Source organism: Mesorhizobium waitakense (genome assembly GCF_056431085.1).
Genome location: NZ_JBWKME010000172.1, coordinates 23,138 through 46,137 on the forward strand (window position 1 = coordinate 23,138; position 23,000 = coordinate 46,137).

At 60.8% G+C, this 23,000-nt stretch carries 18 protein-coding genes and 3 pseudogenes; 14 read left to right on the forward strand and 7 right to left on the reverse strand.

The annotated features are described in order from the left end of the window. Positions 1 to 31: 31 nt before the first annotated feature. Together AC07FD_RS32200 and AC07FD_RS32205 are read right to left on the reverse strand one after the other, a co-directional pair. Entirely contained in the window at positions 32 to 3,142 is a 3,111-nt protein-coding gene (locus tag AC07FD_RS32200; protein ID WP_478353120.1) for an efflux RND transporter permease subunit, read from the reverse strand. Further along, the gene (locus tag AC07FD_RS32205) at positions 3,142 to 4,245 is read right to left on the reverse strand and encodes an efflux RND transporter periplasmic adaptor subunit (RefSeq protein ID WP_478353136.1); all 1,104 of its coding nucleotides are present in this window, start codon (positions 4,243 to 4,245) and stop codon (positions 3,142 to 3,144) included. Before AC07FD_RS32205 ends, AC07FD_RS32200 begins: the two co-directional genes overlap by 1 nt. An 85-nt stretch (positions 4,246 to 4,330) precedes the next feature. On the opposite strand from AC07FD_RS32205, the gene AC07FD_RS32210 reads away from it, so the two are divergent. From AC07FD_RS32210 to AC07FD_RS32220, 3 genes are read left to right on the forward strand one after another with little or no spacing between them, the layout of a single operon-like run. Next, positions 4,331 to 4,909, forward strand: a complete 579-nt coding sequence (locus AC07FD_RS32210; protein ID WP_478353137.1) for a TetR/AcrR family transcriptional regulator — start codon at positions 4,331 to 4,333, stop codon at positions 4,907 to 4,909. A gap of 46 nt (positions 4,910 to 4,955) precedes the next feature. Beyond that, entirely contained in the window at positions 4,956 to 6,233 is a 1,278-nt protein-coding gene (gene fabF, locus AC07FD_RS32215) for a beta-ketoacyl-ACP synthase II (RefSeq protein ID WP_478353121.1), read from the forward strand. 50 nt (positions 6,234 to 6,283) lie between these two features. Next, on the forward strand, positions 6,284 to 7,132 hold the full coding sequence (locus AC07FD_RS32220; protein WP_478353122.1) for an alpha/beta fold hydrolase: 849 nt from the start codon (positions 6,284 to 6,286) through the stop codon (positions 7,130 to 7,132). A 476-nt stretch (positions 7,133 to 7,608) separates the two neighbouring features. Here AC07FD_RS32220 and AC07FD_RS32225 read toward each other — a convergent pair whose 3' ends face one another. After that, complete coding sequence (locus tag AC07FD_RS32225; protein ID WP_478353123.1) at positions 7,609 to 8,652, reverse strand: LacI family DNA-binding transcriptional regulator; 1,044 nt, start codon at positions 8,650 to 8,652, stop codon at positions 7,609 to 7,611. A gap of 405 nt (positions 8,653 to 9,057) precedes the next feature. On the opposite strand from AC07FD_RS32225, the gene AC07FD_RS32230 reads away from it, so the two are divergent. From AC07FD_RS32230 to AC07FD_RS32260, 7 genes and pseudogenes are all read left to right on the forward strand, one after another. Further along, positions 9,058 to 9,933 (forward strand): substrate-binding domain-containing protein, encoded by an 876-nt coding sequence (locus tag AC07FD_RS32230; protein WP_478353124.1) that lies wholly within the window; start codon positions 9,058 to 9,060, stop codon positions 9,931 to 9,933. Positions 9,934 to 10,002: 69 nt separating this feature from the next. Next, positions 10,003 to 11,058 carry an ABC transporter permease gene (locus AC07FD_RS32235; protein WP_478353125.1) on the forward strand — a complete coding sequence of 352 codons (1,056 nt, stop codon included), beginning with the start codon at positions 10,003 to 10,005 and terminating at the stop codon, positions 11,056 to 11,058. A gap of 8 nt (positions 11,059 to 11,066) precedes the next feature. Further along, a pseudogene (locus tag AC07FD_RS32240) lies at positions 11,067 to 11,952 on the forward strand (ATP-binding cassette domain-containing protein). 117 nt (positions 11,953 to 12,069) lie between these two features. Next, a complete protein-coding gene (locus AC07FD_RS32245; protein ID WP_478353126.1) occupies positions 12,070 to 13,074 on the forward strand; it encodes a Gfo/Idh/MocA family oxidoreductase in 1,005 nt (334 codons plus the stop codon). Further along, on the forward strand, positions 13,071 to 14,030 hold the full coding sequence (locus tag AC07FD_RS32250; RefSeq protein WP_478353127.1) for a sugar phosphate isomerase/epimerase family protein: 960 nt from the start codon (positions 13,071 to 13,073) through the stop codon (positions 14,028 to 14,030). Before AC07FD_RS32245 ends, AC07FD_RS32250 begins: the two co-directional genes overlap by 4 nt. A gap of 36 nt (positions 14,031 to 14,066) precedes the next feature. Then, a complete protein-coding gene (locus AC07FD_RS32255) occupies positions 14,067 to 14,867 on the forward strand; it encodes a TIM barrel protein (RefSeq protein ID WP_478353128.1) in 801 nt (266 codons plus the stop codon). A 38-nt stretch (positions 14,868 to 14,905) separates the two neighbouring features. Next, on the forward strand, positions 14,906 to 15,928 hold the full coding sequence (locus AC07FD_RS32260; RefSeq protein ID WP_478353129.1) for a Gfo/Idh/MocA family oxidoreductase: 1,023 nt from the start codon (positions 14,906 to 14,908) through the stop codon (positions 15,926 to 15,928). A gap of 656 nt (positions 15,929 to 16,584) precedes the next feature. Here the strand turns inward: AC07FD_RS32260 and AC07FD_RS32265 are convergent. Further along, positions 16,585 to 16,995: a winged helix-turn-helix transcriptional regulator gene (locus AC07FD_RS32265; RefSeq protein WP_478353130.1), complete on the reverse strand. Its 411-nt coding sequence runs from the start codon at positions 16,993 to 16,995 to the stop codon at positions 16,585 to 16,587. A gap of 103 nt (positions 16,996 to 17,098) precedes the next feature. Here AC07FD_RS32265 and AC07FD_RS32270 point away from each other — a divergent pair, with 103 nt between their 5' ends. Both AC07FD_RS32270 and AC07FD_RS32275 read left to right on the forward strand, forming a co-directional pair. After that, complete coding sequence (locus tag AC07FD_RS32270; protein ID WP_478353138.1) at positions 17,099 to 18,217, forward strand: NADH:flavin oxidoreductase; 1,119 nt, start codon at positions 17,099 to 17,101, stop codon at positions 18,215 to 18,217. An 81-nt stretch (positions 18,218 to 18,298) separates the two neighbouring features. Next, complete coding sequence (locus tag AC07FD_RS32275) at positions 18,299 to 18,760, forward strand: aldehyde dehydrogenase family protein (protein ID WP_478353139.1); 462 nt, start codon at positions 18,299 to 18,301, stop codon at positions 18,758 to 18,760. 235 nt (positions 18,761 to 18,995) lie between these two features. Here AC07FD_RS32275 and AC07FD_RS32280 read toward each other — a convergent pair. Continuing rightward, positions 18,996 to 19,893, reverse strand: a pseudogene (locus AC07FD_RS32280) (AraC family transcriptional regulator). Positions 19,894 to 20,056: 163 nt separating this feature from the next. On the opposite strand from AC07FD_RS32280, the gene AC07FD_RS32285 reads away from it, so the two are divergent. Then, positions 20,057 to 20,815 (forward strand): SDR family NAD(P)-dependent oxidoreductase, encoded by a 759-nt coding sequence (locus tag AC07FD_RS32285; RefSeq protein WP_478353131.1) that lies wholly within the window; start codon positions 20,057 to 20,059, stop codon positions 20,813 to 20,815. 49 nt (positions 20,816 to 20,864) lie between these two features. Next, entirely contained in the window at positions 20,865 to 21,575 is a 711-nt protein-coding gene (locus AC07FD_RS32290; RefSeq protein ID WP_478353132.1) for a glutathione S-transferase family protein, read from the forward strand. Positions 21,576 to 22,055: 480 nt separating this feature from the next. Here AC07FD_RS32290 and AC07FD_RS32295 read toward each other — a convergent pair whose 3' ends face one another. Together AC07FD_RS32295 and AC07FD_RS32300 are read right to left on the reverse strand one after the other, a co-directional pair. Then, positions 22,056 to 22,445, reverse strand: a complete 390-nt coding sequence (locus AC07FD_RS32295) for an MAPEG family protein (protein ID WP_478353133.1) — start codon at positions 22,443 to 22,445, stop codon at positions 22,056 to 22,058. 100 nt (positions 22,446 to 22,545) lie between these two features. Further along, positions 22,546 to 22,731: pseudogene (locus tag AC07FD_RS32300) on the reverse strand (IS630 family transposase); the annotation flags it as partial. Positions 22,732 to 23,000: the final 269 nt, after the last annotated feature.

The following is a 23,000-nucleotide window of genomic DNA, read 5'->3' on the forward strand; positions in this document are numbered from 1 at the left end:
GAACTTGAACGTGTCCTGCGATAACCGGCCCCTACTCAGCCGCCATTGCTGCTGGCACCGCCGGTTCCTGTATCGAAACCTCCTGGACCTCATCCGCGGTCGGCTTGATCCGGAACCACGCGACATAGAGCGCTGGAAGGAACAGCAGGATCAGCACCGTGCCGGCCGCCGTGCCGCCGATTAGCGTATAGGCCATCGAACCCCAGAAGACGGAGTGCGTGAGGGGGATGAAGGCCAGCACGGCGGCAAGTGCGGTCAGAATCACCGGCCTTGTGCGTTGCACCGTGGCCTCGATGACGGCGTGATAGTCGTCAAGGCCGCCGGTACGGTTCTCCTTGATCTGTTCCGTCAGGATCAGCGTGTTGCGCATCAGGATGCCGGCCAATCCTATCAGGCCCAGAATGGCGTTGAATCCGAACGGCTGGTTGAAGGCGAGCAGCATCGGCACGACGCCAACCAAGCCTAACGGTGCGGTCAGCACGACCATCGCCATCGTCGAGAAGGATCGCACCTGCAGCATGATGACGATCAGCATGGCGGCTATCATGACTGGGAAGACTTTACCCAGCGCGGTGTTGGCCTTGGTCGCCTCCTCGATAGATCCGCCCAATTCGATGCTATAGCCGGCCGGAAGGGATGCGATCAGCGGCTGAAGGGCCGTCATGATCTGCTTGGAAACCTCCGGAGGCTGGGTCGCCTCGTTGATGTCCGAGCGGATCGTGATGACCGGCGTGCGATCGCGGCGCTTCATGATCGGCTCTTCCAGACGGACTTCCGAATGGCCGATCTGATCGAGCGGGATCTGGCGGCCATCCCGGCTCATCAGCGAGAAATCCGCCAGCCGCGATGGATCCAGCCGCTCGCCGCCGGCGCTGCGCGCCACGACGGGGACATTGCGAATGTCTTCGCGCACTTGCGTGACGGGGATGCCGGTGAGGAGGAACTGGAGCTGCTGAGCCACCTCCGTCGGCGAAAGGCCGATGAGGTTCAGCCGATCCTGATCCGGGATGAAGCGCAGTACTGGCGTGCGATTGCCCCAGTCGCGATTGGCCTGGCGCACATCTGGGACGCCTCGCATGACGTCGAGGGCTTTCTCGGAGATGGTGTACAATTGCTGCGGGTCTGGCCCCATGACCCGGAACTCGACAGGGAACGGGGTGTAAGGTCCGAACACGAGTTGCGTAACGCGGATGCCCGCTTCAGGGGCAAGCCCTGTCGCAACCGCTTCACGCAGCCGGCGCTTCAAGGCCTCGCGCGCCTCCGCGTCCGGTGTCAGCACGACGATTTTGGCGAAGGCTGGATCCGGCAGTTCCGGCGCCATGGCGAAGAAAAAGCGGGGAGCGCCCTGGCCGACATAGCTGGTCACGATCTTGGCCTCGGGTTGGCCGCCAAGCCAGTGTTCCAGCTTCTCGACCGTGGCGGTCGTCGTCTCGATGCTGGTGCCTTCCGGCAGGCGAACCTCGACCAGCACTTCGGGGCGGTCGGATGTCGGGAAGAACTGCTGCTTGAGACCGCTCATGCCGACAACCGAAAGTGCGAAGACGATGCCGACGGCAGCGCAGGTCACAAACTTGTGGCGCACGGCAAAGGTGATGAGCCGGCGAAGGCGCCGGTAGTTCGGTGTATCGTATATGGCGTGGACGCCGCCCTCGACCGGTTTGATCGCGGGCAGCATCTTGACGCCCATATACGGGGTGAAGACCACAGCGACGACCCAGGAGACGATGAGGGCGAACCCCACGACCCAGAAGATGTTGCCGGCGTATTCGCCGGCCGTCGAGCGCGCAAAGCCCACCGGAAGGAAGCCGGCGATCGTCACGAGCGTGCCTGACAGCATCGGCGCCGCAGTATGGCTCCACGCATAGGCCGCCGCCTTGATGCGGTCCATACCCTCTTCCATCTTCACCACCATCACCTCGATGGCGATGATGGCGTCGTCGACGAGAAGTCCAAGTGCCAGGATCAGGGCGCCGAGCGTGATGCGGTCGAAGAACCGGCCGGTTTCCAGCATGATGAGGAAGACGACCGCAAGCGTCAGAGGAACGGCGGCCGCCACAACGATGCCGACGCGCCAACCCATGCTGATCAGGGCGATCAGCAGCACCACGCCGAGCGCCATCGCGAATTTGAGCATGAACTCGTTCACCGACGAGCCGATGTTCACCGCCTGGTCGCTGACCTTGGCCAGCGTCATCCCGAGAGGCAGCGTTTGTGCAATCGCCGCCGATCTCTCCTCCAGCGCCTTGCCGAGTTCAAGACCATTCCAGCCCTCCTGCATCACCGCCGCGAGCATGATGGTCGGCTCGCCCTGGTGACGGATGACGTAGGTGGCAGGATCCTCATAGCCGCGCCGGACCTCGGCGATGTCGGAGAGCTTCAGCGTCCGTCCCGCGGCGACGATCGGCGTGTCGGCGATCGTCTGGATACTGTCATAGGCGCCGTTGACCCGGATGTAGACCTGCGGCCCCTTGGTGTCGATCGAGCCCGCCGGCGTGACGGTGTTCTGCCGCCGCAAGGCGGCAATGATGTCCTGTGCCGACACGCCGAGGGTTGCGAGCTTAGCATAGGAAAACTCGACAAATATCTGCTCGGGACGTTCGCCGAGGATGTTGATCTTCTTGACGCCAGGCACATGCAGAAGGTCCTGGCGAATGGTCTCGGCTTGCCTGGCGAGCTCCCGCATCGGCATGCCTTTCGCCTTGAGGGCATAAAGGGCGAAGCTGACATCGGAGTATTCGTCGTTGACGAAGGGACCGAACACGCCGGGCGGCAGGTTGCGGGCTTCATCGCCGAGCTTCTTACGGGCCTGGTAAAACTCCTCCTGCACGCTGGATGGCGGTGTGCTGTCCTTCAGCGTGACCGTCAGATACGCATAGCCTGGCCGTGTTGTCGTCTCCACACGATCGTACCAGGTCAGCTCCTGAAGCCGCTTCTCCAGCGGTTCGGCGACGAGGTCCTGCATCTCGCGCGCCGTTGCGCCCGGCCATACCGTCGTAACCGTCAGGGTCTTGATGGTGAAGTTGGGGTCTTCGGCACGTCCAAGCATGAGGAAGGCGTAGGCGCCGGCGGCGACCAGCAGAATGATGAAGAAAAGGGTTACGGCTCGCTCGCGAACGGCGATCGCGGAAAGATTGAGGTTCATCAGTTGCTCCCGCTTCCGGAAGCGGTTCTGACGCGGGTGCCCTCCTGCAGGAGATGAGCGCCCAGCGCAACAATCGAATCACCGGAACTCAACCCGGAGATCACGGCGGTTTCGCTGGTCAAACGAACAAGCTTGACGGGCCGAAAATGTACGGTCGAGGTTGCGCCGTCCAGAATCCAAACGCCGGTCTTCTGGCCATCATCCAGCACGGCTCCAAGCGGCACCTGGACTTCCGGTTCACTCGCCTGGCTTGCAAGCCGAATGGTTACCGTCGCGCCAAGCGGTGCTGCCGCGGCCTCACCGTCGAGCACATAGCGGGCCTCATAGGTGCGGGTCTGGGGATCGGCAGCATCCGACAACTGTCGCAGATGCGCCGTATGCTGCCCATCGGCCCCGTACATCCCCGCCTCGGCTACCGAGCCTATCGCCGGCCGGATCGTTTCGGGAAGCGCGACAACCGCTTCGCGGGGACCGGCGTTCGCGATCCGAACCACGGTCTGTCCCGCGGTGACAACCTGTCCCGGCTCGCCAAGCGTTTCAACAACCGTTCCATCTGCGTTCGCATCCAGAATGGAATAGGCCGCCTCGTTCTGCGCGACCTTCGCTTCCGCTTCCGCGGCCGCGAGCTGTGCGGTCGCGGTATCAAGTGCTGCCTTCGCCTGCTCGTAACGCTGCGGAGTTGCAGCCAATTCCTTCTGGACCAGGACGGCATAGCGCTTTTCGTCGGCGCTCGTCTGAACCAGGACAGCGCGTGCCACAGCGACAGCGTTGCGCTTCGCGGTGAGCGCAAGAACGAGATCGGTGTCATCGATCCGCAGCAGCGGTTGGCCTGCCTTGACCTGTTCGCCGACGTTCACAAGCCGCTCGATGATCTTGCCGGGGACGCGAAACCCAAGATTGCTCTGAACCCTCGCCGCAATTGTGCCCGTGAAGCTGCGGTCAGATCCGGTGACCCCCGCTGCCGTCACCAGCCTGACCATCGGAGGTTCCTGCCTCGGGTCAGCCGCGGCAGTGGCCGTCTGCGTGCGAAGCGTAATGAATGCGGCCACCCCTAGCCCCACGACCAAGATGCTCCCCAATCCGATAACAAATCGCTTTTTCATGCCCATCGCCTTCTGTGAAAATAGATTGCATTCGTACTCTATAGCTGATATAGATTACGAACGCAATCAAAAAAGGAGACGGATGATGCGTGTGACTCGCAGCCAAGCTGAACAGAACCGGCAAACCGTGATCGATGTAGCCAGCCGGCTTTTTCGGGAGCGCGGATTCGATGGCATCGGCGTCAAGGATCTAATGGAGGGCGCCGGGCTGACCCAAGGCGGGTTCTACAAGCAGTTCGCGTCCAAGGACGACTTGGTCGCGCAGGCGTCCAGACGGGCATTGGAGAGCGCTGCGAACCGATGGTCGATGGCGGCCGCGGCGAGCCCTGAGGATCCGCTTGGCGCCGTGATCGACTTCTATCTCAGCGCAGGGCATCGCGAGGAAAGGATGGACGGCTGCCCGGTGGTTGCGCTTGGCTCGGATGCTGCCAGGCAAGGCGCCGAGGTGAAGGCATCATTTGAGGCCGGCATCCGAGAATACCTCAAGATGCTCGGCTCATGGGTTGGCAAAGCCGGCGGCGAGGAACCCGGCGACAAGGCCATGGCCGTTCTCTCGACAATGGTCGGTGCGGTTGTCCTCTCGCGCGCCGTCAATGATCCCGACCTCGCCAAGGCTTTTCTGGGTGCAGCGTCCGATCAAGTTCGCGAAGCAGTCGCGGCTTGAAAGCCGCACGCAGCGCCGGCGACGCACCCAAGTGATAGGAGAATAGATGCGACGGATCGTTGTTACGGGCATGGGAGCGGTCACGCCCCTTGCCGCACATGTGGAAGCCTCCTGGTCGCGTCTGCTGGCCGGTCGCTCGGGCATCCGCAGGCTGCCGGACGATGTCGTGGGAGACCTGCCGGCGAAGATAGGCGGCACGGTTCCTTCCCTGGAAGAGGATCCCGAAGCCGGCTTCGATCCCAATACCGTCCTGGCGCCGAAGGACCAGCGCAAGGTGGATCGCTTCATTCTCTTCGCACTGGCGGCAGCGGAAGAGGCGATTGCCCAGGCGAACTGGAAGCCGGTCTCGGAAAATGACAGGGTCCGCACCGCAACAATCATCGCCTCGGGGATTGGGGGGTTCCCCGCCATAACCGAAGCGGTGCGAACGGTCGATCAGCGCGGTGTTCGACGTCTTTCACCGTTCACGGTGCCATCCTTCCTGGTCAACCTGGCGGCAGGACAGATTTCGATCCGTCACGGCTTCAAAGGTCCGCTCGGCGCGCCAGTGACGGCATGCGCGGCCGGCATTCAAGCGATCGGCGACGCGGCTCGTCTTATCCGCGCCGATGAAGCTGACATCGCGGTGTGCGGCGGAACGGAAGCCTGCATTAATACGGTCAGTCTCGGTGGGTTTGCCGCGGCACGCTCTCTTTCCACGTCCTTCAATCATCGTCCTGAGGAGGCATCCCGCCCGTTCGACATGTCGCGCGACGGCTTCGTCATGGGCGAAGGCGCCGGCATTCTTGTGATCGAAGAGTTGAGCCACGCGCTTGCGCGCGGCGCCAAGCCGTTCGCCGAGCTCGTCGGCTACGGCACGACGGCGGACGCCCATCACGTCACTTCCGGTCCCGAGGACGGCGATGGCGCGCGTCGAGCCATGGAGATCGCGATTGCCCAGGCCGGTATTTCGGCACGCGAGATCAGCCACCTCAATGCGCACGCGACTTCCACGCCAGTCGGCGACCTGGGGGAAATCGCCGCGATCAAAAGCGTCTTCGGGGAAGATTACGGCATAGCGGTCAGCGGCACGAAGGCGGCCACCGGACACTTGCTTGGAGCCGCCGGCGGGCTTGGCGCGATCTTCGCGATCCTGGCGCTCAGGGATCAGGTGGCACCGCCTACACTCAATTTGAACACCCCTGATCCAGCGGGTGAAGGGATCGACTTCGTCGCCAACCGGGCCCGGCCAATGAAGATGGAGTACGCAATCTCCAACGGCTTTGGCTTCGGAGGGGTCAACGCCAGCGCGCTGTTCCAACGGTGGGATTGGCGCGCCGGTTGATTGAGATGCCCTTTCCTCATTTGCCGTCGCAAACAAAGAAGAGATATGAAATGCTAACGTCCACCAAATCCCAGCCAAGCCTCTTGCAAATATCGGACGCGCTCAGTCTGCGTTATGAAAAGAGCGGCAATGGCCCGCCATTGATCCTTGTGCATACGATCCGCACACAGCTTGAATATTTTCGCGACTTGGCGCCCCTCCTCGCCAAGTCGTATACGGTTTATGCCATCGATCTGCCTGGACACGGTCATTCGCCGATCGACCCGCTCGCACCCTTCGATGAGCCGTATTTCAGGCAAAGTGTCATCGGCTTCATCGAGAAGCTCAACCTCACCGGCGTCACGCTTGTTGGTGAATCGATCGGGGGTGCGTTGGCTCTGACGGTCGCTGCCGCCATTCCGCAGCGGGTCGAGCGCGTCTTCGCCAGCAATCCTTACGACTACGAAACCCGTTATGGCGATGGCCTGCGACGTGGCAACTGGCTCGCGAACCTCATCATCGGAAGTTTGCAGATCCCAATTCTTGGCCAGTTCAATGCGTGGATGGAAAATCAGATGATACTCGGCAAGATCATGGGTGGCGGATATCACGATCGGCGTAAACTGCCTTCCGAGCTTCTGGCCGAGTTCGGCCGGGTAGCGCAACGCCCTGGATATAAGCGCATCGCGCGCAAAGTGCTGGCAGGTTGGCGATCCTGGAGCGAGGCGCGGGACCGGTATCGGCTCGTCTCAACGCCCGTAACGCTCATCTATGGCGACAGCGACTGGTCGCGCCCCAACGAAAGGGAGCGGACCAGGGCACTGCTCCCCGACGCGCGCATGTTCACGCTCAAGGATACCGGACACTTTTCAGCGGTGGAGAATCCATTGGGCCTGGCACGCATCATACTGGGGAGCTAGCTGCCGAACCTCGACAGCCTCATGACGGGAGATGGCGACGCCTCGGCTGGCCCAGCAGGGGACGCGTCGCGGACATGAGCTTTGCTGCATCATGAGATGCAAGAAAATTCGAGCCCTACCGTTGTCATGTCTAGACCGTCGCGGCGACCTTCGCTGCAACGCCGGCGGTCCAACCCATGGCCGGATCCTGCCCGGCACCAGTCAGGGCGTTCAGTCCGCCGCGATAACCGGGCCGGCCATGTCGGCTTTCAGGCAAGTGCGAAGCTCAGCTCAACGGCCGACATTGGGCGCAGAGCTGCTGTTCGCATCGGGCTTGGAGGCGGTTGTCGTTGGTGGGCCCGGAGGACTTTTCCTAACTCTCAACGGTTGCGCTGACAGTGGGCTGCTACATCCTGATGCCGTCCCTTACTACAGAACATCCCCAGCAAGGTATTGAGAGCGACCATTTTGGGGCGAAGAGAATATGCCGAATATCTTCAAACGCTCTCTGGACTGTACATATCGAACCCGAAGGTTACCCGGAATACGCCTGCGTCGCGACCGGCGCTTTTCGCCTTCATCAGAGTTGCGATCGTCTCGAACGCGAAGCGTTCGATGGGATGCGATATGATCAGGGAGATCGTGCCATCGATTAATGCGGCACGCGTATCTTCAAAGAGTTCATAACCCACCACGACAAAGTCGTCTCGCTTGGGGGTGGCACGAAGTGCAGCGATGGCGCCGGTAACACCTCCGCCGGAAATAAACAGTCCACACATGTCCGGATGGTCTGTCAGTAGCTTTTCCACGTGCTCTCTCGCAACCACTGCGGATTCATAAGTCGGCAGCGGTTCAAGCAACGTGAAGCCAGAATTGTGTTCGCGGAAGTAGGAACGGAACCCGCTTTCGTTCATCTCTTGATTGCGCAGCCGATGGCTTCCGACGAGTATGCCGATCTTTCCGGGAAACCGCACCATCCGGTCGAAAGCCCACGCCGCAGCACGTCCCACCTTCCAGTTATCGAGGCCGACAAAACTGATATTCCCTTTTGCCGTCAGTGGACCGATGAGGGAAACAACCGGGACTCCTTTCTCCAGAACGCTGTCGATGGCATCGGCGACAACCGGGTGCTGTGGCGCAACGATCGCAAGGGTTTCGCACCGTTCACCCAAGGATATGATGTGCGACGCGACCTTTTCAGGGGTTAAGTCTTCAAGAAACTCCAGCGTCAAGTCGATACGGCCCGCCGAATAGGCCTCGGCGGCTTGGGTGATCGCATCGCCCAAGATTCGATAGAAAGTCCGCTCCTTGCGCTGCAGGAGAACGCCCAGTCGGTGCGTGATTTGCGGCGCTTTAACAGCATGTTTGATCGTACCCAGCCCGTAGAACCCGATCTCTTCGGCAGCTGCCGACACACGCTCCCGAGTATAGGTCCGGACTGACCCCGGCTGATAAAGAACGCGGTTTACTGTTGACACAGACACGCTTGCAGCCTTCGCGAGGTCTGGGATCGTGGGCCTCTTCATATCAAATAATTCCATTTTAGGCGAAGAAACCTTCAAATCATTTCATGAACTGAATGTTGCGAAGTGATTTGAGACGAATTTTTGAAGTTATTATGATCTGCGTTGACCTGAAAGATGTCAACGATGCATGCAAGTGTCGTTGACAGCACTCGACGATCTCAAGCCGTCAACGCTTTGGGGGAGGCCCATCGCAAAAACTGAAGGATGTAATCCAGCGCCTGTGCGCGGGGATTGCGGAAGTGTGAGTGCCTGCACGCCTAAACGGCCGATCGGCAAAAACTATATCTCGAGCCGCAATGATGTGGCTTTAACCTGAGGGAGGATTTCGACATGAATTTCACCAAAAAGATCGCAGCAGCGGTTATGGCCGCAATGTTCGCTTCCAGCGCCTATGCCGGAGACAAGGATATCGCTGTCATCGTGGGCTCGGCCCAGGACGGTTTCTGGAACATGGTCAAGAAGGGTGTCGATGACGCGACGCTGATGGTCAAGGCCAATGGCGGCACCGTCAACTTCATGCAGACTCAGAACTACGACAACTTTGGCCCGGACCTGGCCTCGCTGATCGAGCAGGCCGTGGCCCAGGGTGCAAAGGGAATCGCTATCCCGAACTGGCTGCCGGAATCGGAAACTCCGGCTCTGAAGGCTGCCCGAGACAAGGGCGTCGTCATCGTGTCCTTTAACGCTGGTCAAAGCGAAATGGGCAACTACGGCGCACTGAACTATTTCGGTTCGGACGAGTATCTCGCCGGTGTCGAAGGCGGCAAGTACCTTGCCTCACACGGTGCCAAGAAGATCCTTTGCCATATTCAGAACCCAGGCGCCGTAAATTTGGAAACTCGCTGCAAGGGCGTTCAGGACGGTGCCAAGGCAGCTGGGGCCGACACCTTCATCCTGCGCGTTCCTGCAAACCTCGATCAGGACATGAACGGCACCTCGGAAGCCATCAAGTCCGAGTTGATCGCGGATACCTCGATCGACGCGGTCATTACCCTGGCTGCATGGGCGGCTGACGCTGCAGCCAATTCCATCGAACAGCAGGGCCAGGCCCGCAAGATCCAGCTCGGAACTTTCGACATGTCGGCCTCGGTTCTGGACCGCATCTCGAAGGGTACCCAGACCTTCGCGATCGACCAGCAGCCTTACCTGCAAGGGTTCCTTGCAACCTCCATGCTGTTCGCCAACCTCAAGTTTGGTACGGCGATTGCAACGAAACCTGTTCTGACCGGTCCCGCTATCGTCGATGCTTCCAATGTAGCTTCGGCCATCGAGGGCGTGAAGCTCGGCGCACGCTGAGCCTGCTTGTGGGGACCCGGCCACGCGGTTGGTCGGGTCTATTCAAAGCAACATGAGGACTGAGGCCCAATGACCGAACCAAACTCAAACAATGATCCCGTTAACACCACAAGCGCTGAAGGTTCATCAGCCGGTTCTTCATTCAAGGCCTTTTTCCGCAGTCCTGCTGCCGGTGCTCTCATGGGATTTGTGGCTGTTTTCATCCTCTTTTCGATCTTCGGGTACAGCCGTAATTTCCTGTCCGTCGCAGGGCTCACGACCTGGGTGAATTTTGCGTCTCTCATCGGCATGATCGCCATCCCGGTCGGATTTCTGATGATCGCCGGCGAGCTTGATATCTCGACCGGAGCGGTCCTGCCTGCCGCGACGATGACGGTAGCCATCGTTTGTGAACACTATCATCTGCCTGAGGTAATCGGTGTGGCTGCGGCCTTGGCCATTGGGGCGCTCATAGGCTTCATTAACGGCTTTATCGTCACGCGTACCCGGGTACCGTCGTTCATCGTGACGTTGGCTACGCTCTTTGCAGTTGCCGGTTTGACCCTTTTTCTGTCTATTTTCTTTATCAACAACACGAATTCTTTCCACCATCCTCCAGAGTGGGCGAAATCGCTCTTTGGCGGCAAGGTCTATGGCTTCAATTCCTCAGTGTTTTGGTGGGCAGGCCTCATCGCCGCCTTCGCATTCTTCCTGCATTATTCGCCCAAGGGCAGCTGGGTTTTCGCCTTGGGCGGCGATCAGGAAAGTGCACGGAATGCTGGCATTCCGGTCGCGCGGCTGAAGATTGCGCTCTTCATGGTGTGCTCGACCTCGGCCGCCTTTGCTGGCGTCTTGCAGGTCATGACCTTCAGTTCGGCCACGTCACAGGCAAACTTCGGGCTGATCTTCAACACAATCATCTCTGTCGTCGTGGGCGGCGTTTTGCTGACTGGAGGCTTCGGAACGGTGATGGGCATCGTCTTCGGCGTGCTGACCCTGTCAATCGTCACTCAAGCAATCGGCTTTACCGAGATCGACCGGAACCTGTCCTTCCTCATTATCGGCGTCATGCTTCTGATCGCGGTTCTGCTGAACGACACTTTCCGTCATCTGGCGACCAGCTGGTCCGGGACCAAGAAGAAGTGAGAACGACAATGTCCGATAAGAAACCCGTTCTCGAACTGCGCAATGTCGACAAGTCCTTCGGTCCGATTGACGTTCTCAACGATATTAGTCTGAAAGTGGGTGAAGGCGAAGTGCTGTGCCTTCTCGGCGATAACGGCGCCGGTAAGTCGACCCTCATCAAGACGCTGTCTGGTGTCTGTCAGCCCACGCGCGGCGAAATCCTGATGGATGGCGAGACAACAGTTTTCTCCCGCCCGCGCGAGGCGCAAGAGCGCGGCATCGCGACGGTTCATCAGTTTGGCGGCACGTACCCCCTGATGTCCATCGGGCGGAACTTCTTCATGGGCGCCGAGCCGACGAAGGGTTTCGGTCCATTCAGGGTGTTCGATCGCAAAAGAGCCAACCGCGTCGCCGTTGAGGAAGTCCAGAAGATGGGAATTACACGGATCACCGACGGTGATCGCCTGGTCGGCGGGCTTTCCGGTGGTGAACGGCAGTCGCTGGCCATCGCAAGGGCAGTCTATTTCGGGGCCCGCGTGCTGATCCTTGACGAGCCAACGGCAGCCCTCGGTGTCAAGCAGGCGGCGCATGTGCTTCGCATCGTCAACGAGGCCAAGCGCCGTGGCCTGGCCGTCGTCTTCATTACCCATCAGGTCATGCATGCCATGGCTGTCGGGGATCATTTCGCTGTCCTTATCCGTGGCGCCATCGCCGCCGACTTCCGCAAGGGCGAGAAGACGCGGGAGCACATTGCCGACCTCATGGCGGGTGGCGAATCCATGGCGGATCTTGAAGCAAGTATCGAAGGAAATATGGAAACCCAAGGTGGTTAAACCACCGCCGCCAACTCATGGGCCGGGGGGAACACTCCGCCAGTTGCCGGCGGCTGAGTTCCCGCAGGGCGTTATTTTGTAAGCCCACCTGCAACGCGGGCACGGGAGGTGCTCCACACTCCCCTCGAAGCGAAGCGACCGGGTTGCAAGCAGCGGTCAGGTCTCAAATTCTCTCAAACCCGGTTTCAGGGCGAATAGTATGACAACGAGAATAGCCGTCATCGGCACAGGATTGATGGGAGCCGATCACGCGAGAATCGTCGCCGAGGAACTTCCAGGCGCGAGCCTACAGGTGGTCTGCGACACGGATGGGGCCCGTGCCCGCAAGGTTGCTGATGCCTTTGGCGCGGCGGATGTTGCCAGCGATCCGGAAGGCGTGATTGCCCGCGGCGATGTGGATGCCGTGATCGTGGCAAGCCCCGATTTCACCCATGCGCCCCTGTCGCTCGCCTGCATCCGGGTCGGCAAGAAGGTGCTCTGCGAAAAGCCCCTTGCGCAATCGTCCGCCGAATGCCTCGCGGTCATGCAGGCCGAGCAGAAAGCCGGCCAGCGCTTTGTGCAGCTTGGTTTCATGCGGCGCTTCGACCAGTCCTATATCGAGATGCGGCGCGCCATTGCGGATGGCACGCTGGGCCGCCCGCTGATGATGCATAATTTCCACCGCAATGTGGAAACGCCTGCCGCCGATTTCACCGGCGCCATGGCGATTTCCAATTCCGCTCCCCACGAATTCGATGTGGTGCGACACGTGCTGGGCACGGAATATGCCGCAATCTCGGCCTTCCAGGCGAAGCGCTCTGATGGGCTGGTCGCTCCGGTCGTCATGGTTCTGGAAACGACCGATGGCCAGATCGTCAATATCGAGATCAACAATAACGCGGCTTATGGCTATGACGTGCGCGCCGAACTTGTCGGCGAGAAGGCCAGCATCGCGACGAACCATGTGGCCTATACCCGACTGGACCGGGCGCTCGGCACCCATGCGGCTTACGAGGCAGACTGGCGCGGCCGCTATTTTGAAGCCTATCGCCGCCAGAACCGCGCCTTCCTGCGCTTTGTCGAGACGGGCGAATTCCCCGCCATCGCGTCGAGCGGCTGGGAAGGCTATGCCGCCGCCGTGGTAGCCGAAGCGGGCGTCAAAGCCCTCATCGAAGGGCGCAGGCAGCCCGTTTCCATGATTGAAAAACCGGAGTTCTACGCATGAAACTGGGTTTCGTATCCGACAGCCTCGGCGAACTCCCTTTCCACGAACTGCTCGACCATGCGGTGCGCTTGGGCGTCTCCGGCGTCGAGGTCAATACCTGTGGCTGGTCGACCGCTCCACATTTCGATCTCAAGTCCATGCTTGGCAACAAGGCCGCGCAGCGCGATTTTCTGAAGGCCTTTTCGGATCGCGGGCTCCAGGTGATCAGCCTCAATGCGAATGGCAACACGCTGCACCCGACTGACCCGGCACAGGGCGAGGGTTTGAGGGACACCATTCGCGTGGCGGGTGAGCTGGGCATCGGGACCGTCTGTACCATGTCGGGTCTTCCCGCTGGAAACGCTACCGATACCATGCCGAATTGGGTCGTCTCCTCCTGGCCGCCGGAAACGCAAGCCATCCTGAAATACCAGTGGGAAGAAAAGCTCTTTCCCTTCTGGACAGAGATTGTCGCGCTGGCCAGGGAAAACGGCGTCGAGAAGATCGCGCTGGAGCTGCATGGCAACCAGTGCGTCTACAATGTTCCATCGCTCTTCAAGCTACGGAACGAAGTGGGCACGATCATCGGTGCAAATCTCGATCCCTCGCATCTCTTCTGGATGGGGGCCGATCCGCTGGTTGCGGCGGAGGCACTAGGGAATGCCATCTATCACGTCCATGCCAAGGATACATTCCTCAACGCTCCCAAGCAGGCGGTTGCCAGCCTGCTCGAAAACGGCAGCCTGATGGATATTCCCGCCCGTTCCTGGTCCTACATCACACTCGGCTTCGGCCATGGCGAGGAATGGTGGCGGCAGTTCTGCTACCGGCTGAAAATGGCCGGTTACGACGGCTGGCTCTCCATCGAGCACGAGGACGTGGTCCTCAACTCGCTGGAAGGGCTCGAAAAATCCGTTGCGCTGCTCAAGGGTGTCATGCCTGCCGCTCCGGCCGACTACAAACCACAAGATATTTGAGACCAACAATCTAACTCTCGAACCAGGATACTGATGATGACAACGGCCCCTGAAACCTCGGGACCTTTTACGCTCGCGGTTTGCGCGGAAATGGTGTTCCGCTCGCTGCCCGTGGTCGACCGCCTCAAGCGGATCACCGAACTCGGCTTCGTCGCTGAAATCTGGGACTGGACGAAGCACGACATCGCGGCGCTGGCCAGGTCCGGCACCTCGTTCTCCTCGATGACCGGCTATGTCACGGGGACACTAGCCGATGACGCAGGCGCGGACGAGCTGATCAGGACAGCGAAACTCTCGATCCCAGTCGCCAAGGAACTGGACTGCCCGCGGCTCAATCTGCACGGCACCGGGCTCGACGGCCAGGGTCTTCCGGTCGTCAAGTCCGAGGGGGTGACCGGCGCGATGTGGCTCAAGGCGCGCGATACGCTCGAGCGCATCGCCGACCTTGGCGAGCAGGAAGGCGTGACCTTCGTCCTCGAAAACCTCAACGAGGCCGTCGACCACCCGAAAACGCCTTTCGCCAAGGCCGCCGACACGATCTCGCTGGTCTCGTCCGTCAACCGGCCGTCGCTCAAGCTCAACCTCGACCTCTATCACGCGCAGATCGGCGAAGGGAATCTGATCGAACTCTGCCGCCTGGCGTTTCCCCATATCGGCGAGATCCAGGTGGCCGATGTTCCGGGACGCACAGAGCCCGGCACCGGGGAAATCAACTATCCGGCCATCGCCCGCGCCCTCGACGCGATGGGCTATCGCGGCGTCATTGGCATGGAGGCATGGCCGTCGGGCGACGACGAGCTCGCGCTCAGCCGCTTCCGCCAGGCTTTCACCGTTTAGTCAGCCACTCTTTCATCGATCAAGTTTCGGAGCATCAAATGCCTGCCCAACGCCCTGTGAACGTCGCCCTAATAGGGGCTGGCCGCATCGGTTCCTTTCACGCCGAAACCATCGCGCGCCGGCTTGTCGACGCAAACCTGATCGCGATCGCCGATCCGGCCGAGGGCGCGGCGGAAGCGCTTGCCGCGAAGCTGGAGGTTCCGACCGCCGTGACCGACGTCTCGGCGGTGCTCTCCGACCCGGCGGTCGAAGCCGTCGTCATCGCATCGCCGGCGCGCTTCCACGCCAGTCTTGCCGTTCAGGCGGCCGAGGCCGGCAAGGCCGTGTTCTGCGAAAAGCCGATGGCGTTGACCCTCGAAGAGGCCGATCGCGTCGTTGCCGCCGCGTCCAGTGCCCGCGTGCCGCTGCAGGTCGGCTTCAACCGCCGCTGGGATCAGGCATTCGCCGAAGGGCGCGCCGCGATCGATGCGGGCAAGGTGGGAACCCCGCAGTTGATCCGGTCGCTGACGCGCGATCCCGGCCCCTATGGCGGCAGTCCGGAAAGGACGCCACGCTGGACGATCTTCTACGAGACATTGATCCACGACTTCGACACGCTTGTCTGGCTCAATCCCGAAGCCCGGCCCGTCGAGGTGACGGCAATAGCCGATGCGCTCGTGCGTCCCGACTTCAAGGACAAGGCCTTTCACGATACGGCTGTCGTCACCATCCGTTTCGACAATGGTTCGATCGCCGTAGCCGAAGCCAATTTCTCCGCCATGTATGGCTACGACATTCGCGGCGAAGTCTTCGGTTCAGGCGGCATGATCACCATGGGCGACGTGCGCCGTTCGAGCATGACCCTCTTCGACAGGAATGGCGTCTCCAGCGATACCTGGCGGCGTGACACCGATCATTTCGTGCATGGCTACACCGCGCAGCTCGCAGCTTTTGTTGGCGCAGTTCGCAGCGGCGTGGTCAAGGGGCCAACCGGTCAGGATGCGCGCATCGCGCTTGCGATCGCTCTTGCATGCATCAAGTCGGTGGACGAGAGGCGCACCGTCTCGATGAGTGAAATCTGATGGATGGCGCGGAGGTCGGAACATGTCCGTTTCGGAAGATGGAGCCAATCGGGCGGCGAGTTTCGCAGACCTGAAAAGATGGGTCGCTGGTCGCGAGATCGTTTTCCCGCCGCAAGTCAAGAAGTTGGCGGCGGCCGCCTTCGCACATCCTGAGCTCCTGGCCTTTGAGAGTGCGAACAAGATCGCTGCGCAAACAGGCGTCTCGAAGGCGACAGTCGCTCGATTCGCCAGACTCCTCGGCAATCGAAACCTTAAAGAGGCCAGGCGCATCTTTCGCGACGAACTGCGGCGACGCAATAGATAGGCGTCTGGCGAGAGAGCGGGTTAGGTTTTGCGCAAAATTGATCTCTTGAATGGTCGTGCACGGTGCACAGCGGATGTATCGCGTCCTACGTCCCTCTGGCGCCGTGGGCGGCCGTTGGCAGCCATAAGCATGGAACCGGTTGAGCGGCCAGGCTGGATCCGCGCCAGGAACGTTGGTCCGATCAATGTCGTGTCGAATTGGCGCACAGGGGCTTATAGGAGCGTTGGTAAGGCAAAGTATACTGGACACCCTGAACGGTAGCAGGCGGCATTATCGGGTCTGGAGAACCATCGCCCCGAATACAACGCCACTTCATGCGTCGCTCCGCCAGCGCTGACGGTCAGCGTTGCGTTCATGTGGATGACTGGAGCAGCGACCTGTCAGCGACTGTCGTTCCGCTACCCGTGGCGTCGAACGTCTGTCGCGCCGCGGTTACGTCCGGCAGTTTCACAAGTGTCCACTTGTGCAGTTCCCGAAGCGGCTCCCGCAACGTGCGTCCTAGCGGCGTGACTTGATATTGCACCGCGACCGGGGAAAGCGAAATCACCTCTCGGGCTATCAGGCCGTTGCGCTCCAGCCGGCGGAGGCACTGGGTGAGCGCCTTCTGGCTCACGCCTTGGAGCCGGCGACGGATCGCGTTGAAGCGCTGCGGACCGTCATCAAGCACGGCCAGCACCATCATCGACCATTTATCAGCGATCTGATCGAACAGGGCCCGGCTGGGGCAGTCCGACGAGAAGCAAAGCGGTTCGAGGTCAAGCATGCCGGTTTCCTTCGATATACGTAGGCGACTTGAGGTGCCTAATTGACGCTAGGTCTACATAATATACCTGTAGGGCCCATCGAACACAATGGAGTTCCTGTTCATGCCTCGTCCCGATACCAGTAGCTTGTTTCGTCCCCTCACCATCCGGTCGCTTGAATTAAAAAACCGCATCGTAATGGCGCCGATGACGCGCCTCTTCGCGCCTGAAGGCGTGCCGAGCCCTGCGAGTGCCGCCTACTACCGGCGGCGGGCGGAAGGCAGTGTCGGGCTTATATTGTCTGAGGGCACCGTGGTCGATCGCCCCGCCTCGCGCAATGATGCCGGGATTCCATTCTTTCACGGTGACCAAGCATTGGCAGGGTGGAGGAACGTGATCGATGCGGTTCACGGTGCTGGCGGCCGCATGGGACCACAAATCTGGCACACCGGAGCCGCCCGCTACATCAACGGCTGGGAGCCCGATGCGCCGGTAGAAAGCCCGTCCGGCCTCGATGCCCCGAGTGATCCCCGCGGCGTCGCCATGACCGAGGAAGACGTTGCCGATACGGTCGCAGCCTTTGCCAAAGCGGCGGCGGATGCCAAGCGGCTTGGCTTCGACACCGTCGAGATTCACGGCGCGCACGGCTACCTTATCGACCAGTTCTTTTGGGCGGGAACAAATTTGCGTACCGACCCCTACGGCGGCCCGACAATCAAGGACCGCTCGCGCTTTGCTGGTGAGATTGTCAGCGCGGTGCGCGAAGCAGTTGGTCCCGATTTCCCGATCATCATGCGCGTCAGCCAGTGGAAGCAGCAGGACTACAGCGTGCGCGTCGCGGACACGCCCGCACAGATGGAGAACTGGCTGCTGCCGTTGGTCGAGGCGGGCGTCGATGTCCTGCACGTTTCACAGCGTCGCTTCTGGGAGCCCGAGTTTCCCGAGGTCGACGGCGAGAACGGTCTCAACGGCGCAGGCTGGGCCAAGAAAGTGACCGGAGCGGCGACGATCAGTGTCGGGTCGGTCGGCCTCGACAACGACGTCACCAACGCCTTTGCCGGTAAGGGCTCAACCTCAGCCAGCCTGCACCGCCTCATCGAGCGAATGGAGCGGGATGAGTTCGACCTGATCGCTGTGGGCCGGGCTCTGCTCAGCGATCCCAACTGGGCCGCCAAGGTCGAAAACGGCGATCATACGGCCTTGAAGGGCTTCGACGCCGCCGCCTTGGCTGAACTGGTCTGATGTGGGCGGGACGGCTGGACAATAACTTCTTGCCGTCCCTCCAATTATCAGGAACTCGGCGGCAAATCGCCAAACATCATCCTGCGTAGCGCCGATCTCGCATCTGCTGTCAAAGGCCGGGTGGCCCAGATGATGCTCAACTGCGGGCAGTCCTGCAGCGCGCCATCGCGGATGCCGGTTCACGTTGATCAGGTCGCCGAAGCGATCGGCTATGCGCGCACGGCGGCCGAAGGCTGGTCGGTCGGACATCCTTCATCCAATGCGAAGATGGGGCCGGTGGCCTCCGAGGCGCAGTGGACCAAGATCCAGCGTCTGATCCAGGCTGGAGTTGATGAAGGGGCCGCGTTGGTGACCGGCGGGCTTGCCGCCCGGATGGGCTTGCGACCGGCTTTCTCGCGCGAGGAAATCTTCGGTCCGGTACTGGTCATCATCGCCTATTCTGACGAAGAGGAAGCCGTGAGGATCGCCACCGACACGACCTACGGGCTTGCTGCCTATCTGCAGGGCAAGCGGGGCGATGCCGAGGCGACGGCGCGGCGCTAGCGTGCCGGTCAGATCTACGTCCACAACGTCGGTCTGTACCTGGCCGCTCCCTTCGGCGGATACAAGCAGTCGGGCAATGACCGGGAGTAGGCCCGATGGCATCGGTGGACCTCAAAGCTTCCGAAAAGCCGAGAGGTGTTCGCTCAGCCAGGCACCTACCGATCGTGATGGGCCGAGAAGGAAGATCTTCGTCAGCGACGAACAAGTGCGGACAGGAAAATCGAGCTACAATCAATTACACTTGCGCCATTTCTGGCGCATTGATCGCCTGCCTGATCTGGCGAATGTCCCGCGCCGGCGGTGCGCCAAATTGGCGAAGGTACTCCCGGCTGAATTGCGACGAGCTCTCGTATCCGATCGCGAACGCCACGTCGGAGGCGTTGCGCTCGCCCGCAAGCAACAGGTGTCGCGCTTCCTGTAACCGCAGCTGCTTTTGATACTGGAGCGGACTAAGTCCGGTCATTGCCAGGAAATGGCGGTGCAAGCTGGCACGGCTCATCCCGCTCGCATCGCATAAATCCTCGATGCGTAAGCGAGATTTGTAATTGTCCCTGATCCACCCGACGGCCCGTCGGACACGATTCAGCGCGCCGTCCGGATGCGCGATCTGACGCAACAGCTTGCCCTGCGGACCCTGCAGCAGACGATACATCAATTCCCGCTCGATCATGGGTGCGAGCACGGGGATATCGGCGGGCGTGTCAAGTAAGGACAGCAGGCGAAGCAACGTCTCTCGAAGCGGAGCGGTCATCGGATTGATCGCGATGCCGATATCCTGGAGATCGTTTTCCCGCACCGCCGGCATGGCAGCCACCATTTCCGCCAGCAAGGCGGGGTCGAGGTCCATCGAGACAGCGACATAGGGCTGTCCCGGCGGCCCAGAGTTGACCGATTAGGGGCAGGTCGAGAGCGCTGATGAGATATTCGGAGCTGTTGTAGCTTCGGAGACCATCCTTGATGGCCAGCTGCTTCGAACCCTGCAGAATGAAACAGATCATCGATCGGTACGGGCATGGCGCCACGACGGATGTACGCTCGACGCAGATACCGACCCGCGGCAGCGGCGTGACGGTCAATCCCCGTTGGGCATGGCGAAGGGCTATGTCGAGATGTTGCGCAAGATCGTGGGCCATGCCGCAGTATGCCACTTCCCTGCCGGCGAGCAAAGCGGTTGAGACGATCAGGCAGTTCTTTGAGCGTATCGGGCGCGTCGGCGATCTCCCAATCGACTATCTCGGGATCATCGAGCGTCGGCAGTTTTTCCTTTCCGGCGCGGACCTTAGACAGAGGCAGACCATGACCGATCAAATTGCGCTCATCACTGGCGCCAGCCGTGGCCTCGGCCGCAACATGGCGCTCCATCTCGCCAAGCGCGGCATCCATATCATCGGCACCTACCGCAGCGGTGCGGCGGAAGCCGACACGCTGCAGCAAGAGATCGAGGCGCAGGGCGGCAAGGCCGCGATGCTCGCGCTCGACGTCACCGACACCACCAGCTTTCAGGCGTTTGCCGCTACAGTGGCCGCCACGCTCAAGGCCGATTTCGGTCGCGAACGGCTCGATTTTCTTGTCAACAATGCCGGCAACGGCCTCTTTGCCAATTTCGATGAGGCAACCGAGGAACAGTTCGACTCGCTCGTCACCACGCATCTGCGCGGACCGGTCTTCCTGACTCAGAAGCTGCTGCCGCTGATCGGGGATGGCGGGCGCATCCTGAACGTGTCGTCCGGCTTCGTGCGTTTTACCCTACCGGGATACAGCCTCTATGCGGCGATGAAGGCCGCGGTTGAGGTGCTGACCCGCTACATGGCGGTCGAACTTGGCGCGCGCCGGATCCGGGTGAACGCGATCGCGCCCGGCGCCATCGCGACCGACTTCGGCGGCGGCGCGGTGCGCGACAACGACGATGTGAACGCTTACGTCGCGCAGGGGATCGCCCTGGGTCGCGTCGGGCTGCCGGACGATGTCGGCGGCGCGGTTGCGGCCATCCTGTCCGACGATATGGGGTGGGCGAACGGCACCACTTTCGACATCTCCGGCGGACAGCTGCTCTAGCCGGGAGCACCATCCCGGTCCGCTCCTCCCCCGACATCGAGAGACAATCATGCCCAACGGCAAGCTCACGCTCATCAGCCATCCGCTGTGCCCGTTCGTTCAGCGAGCGGCGATCGTTCTTCTTGAAAAAGGTGTTCCTTTCGAAAGAATCGACATCGATCTCGCTGCAAAGCCGGAATGGTTCCTCGCGCTTTCGCCGACGGGCAAGGTGCCTTTGTTGACGGTGCGCCAGGCAGATGGAACCGATGTAATCCTGTTCGAAAGCATGGTGATCTGCGAGTATATCGAAGAAGCCGAAGAAGGGGCGAGCCTCTATTTTCCGAATGCACTATCCCGTGCGCAACAGCGGGCATGGGTTGAATTCGGAACGGCCGCCCTTTCCGAAACCTGGCAGTGGCTTAACCACCCTGATTCCCGGACAGCCGATGCCAAAAGGGTGGTTCTCCACGACAGGTTTCGGCGGATCGAAGCCGTACTAGGCAAAGGCCCGTACTTCTCCGGATCGATGTTCAGCATGGTCGATGCAGTGTTCGCACCTGTTTTCCGCTATTTCGATTGCATCGATCCGGCTGTCTCGGAGGCGATCTTCAACGACCTGCCCCGCGTTTTTGCGTGGCGAGCCGCCTTGGCGTCGCGGCAAAGCGTTATCTCGGCCGTTCGAGAGGACTACGCCGACCTGTTCCAGCAGCACCTTCTCCAGCATGGGGCCGCGCTTGCAAGCTCCCAGACATCGCGGCCTTTCGCTCACTCCAAAAGATAGAGGACGCAGTGACCTGAGACCCATTCTTGCTCCAGTTCAATGGAGAGTCCGGGGTTTCATTGCTGGCCTGCCGAAATGACGTCCTTGGTCCATGCCTCGCAGGATGTGCTCATGCGGGAGACGAGAGAAGCCATCAAATCGGGCTGTCGCAGAACCAGGGATAGCAAGGCGTGCTATCCGGAAATCCGCCCACTCGATCGGTTGCTCTCGTTCAACCTCTCAGGAAAGAAACCCGCAGGTTCAAATCACGGCACGCAAGAGCATGAGGTTCAAAATAAGGGGCCAAGAACCCGCCGTACCATTGGCCGGGATCGAGCCAATCACCAAGCTCGATTTGTAGCACAATAGGTATCGCGATATGTAGCACAGTCACGGCGACTGTCACGGACGCCCCCTAGTCTAGTGGTTAGAATCTGGCGGATGGTCCCCATCCGGAGCGGACCTCCGGGGGACCGAGACGGGAGGAAAGCCGACGTGTGCTCACGCGAACAGGTCAGCCAAGATCAGGAAGATTCCCACCTGTGCGACGAGCCAGCAGATGGGGCGCACGCCTGACGGCGCGAAGGCATATGCGGGAACATAAGCCAGCCGGCCGACGACGAACATCCAAGCTCCGACGACGGACAGTGATCCAGCGGCATGAGCTGCATGCACGAGAAACAGCGCAGCGACGAACTGCGGAAATATCTCAAGCAGGTTGCGATGAGCCCGAACGAAGCGGCCGCTCAGTCCAGTCACCTCAGCCGGTTCGTCACGCGGCCCTGCGACCCAAGCCCCTCCGAGCTGACGAAGCGTCACAACGCTTGATATGGTGAGTTGCACCGAAGCTAGCAGCAGGGCTGCGAATAAGGCCCAGAGATCGCCCGTCATCACTGTCCCATCCGCCCCTTCAGCCTTTCATCAACGCACGCCGGATCTCGATCCGCAACGGGTCGAAGATAGCCACACCTTGAGGCCGTGAAGCGAACTCCTAGCGGATTGAAGCCAATATATGGTGGCCTCGGCTTGCAGCGGCAATGATTTTATCTGGGTCAGCGGTCCAAATGAAGGGCCGTGGCTCTTGGTTATGATCGGCGACGAAGCGGTTGATGGCGGCCTCGAGATCGACGACGCCCTTGAAGACGCCGCGCTTGAACCTGCGCTCGGTCAGGACGGCCACGCAGAACCGGCGAGACGCTGGTGCGCTGCAGGCCGGTCGCGGCGGCAATCCGGCTCGGCGTGGCGGAGGCCTCGCCCGTCAGAAACCGCATCACCATGCCTTCGGACTGCGACAGCGACAGTGCGCGTTCGTCGCTGTAGCCGCGGAACTGGATTTCGCGGGCAACGATCAGAATGAGATCGGCCAGGTCGGCCCAACGCTGCTCGGCGCTGGACCTAGCATTACAGTTGCATTTTAGATTTTAGGTGAGCTCGTCGCGCGGCAGC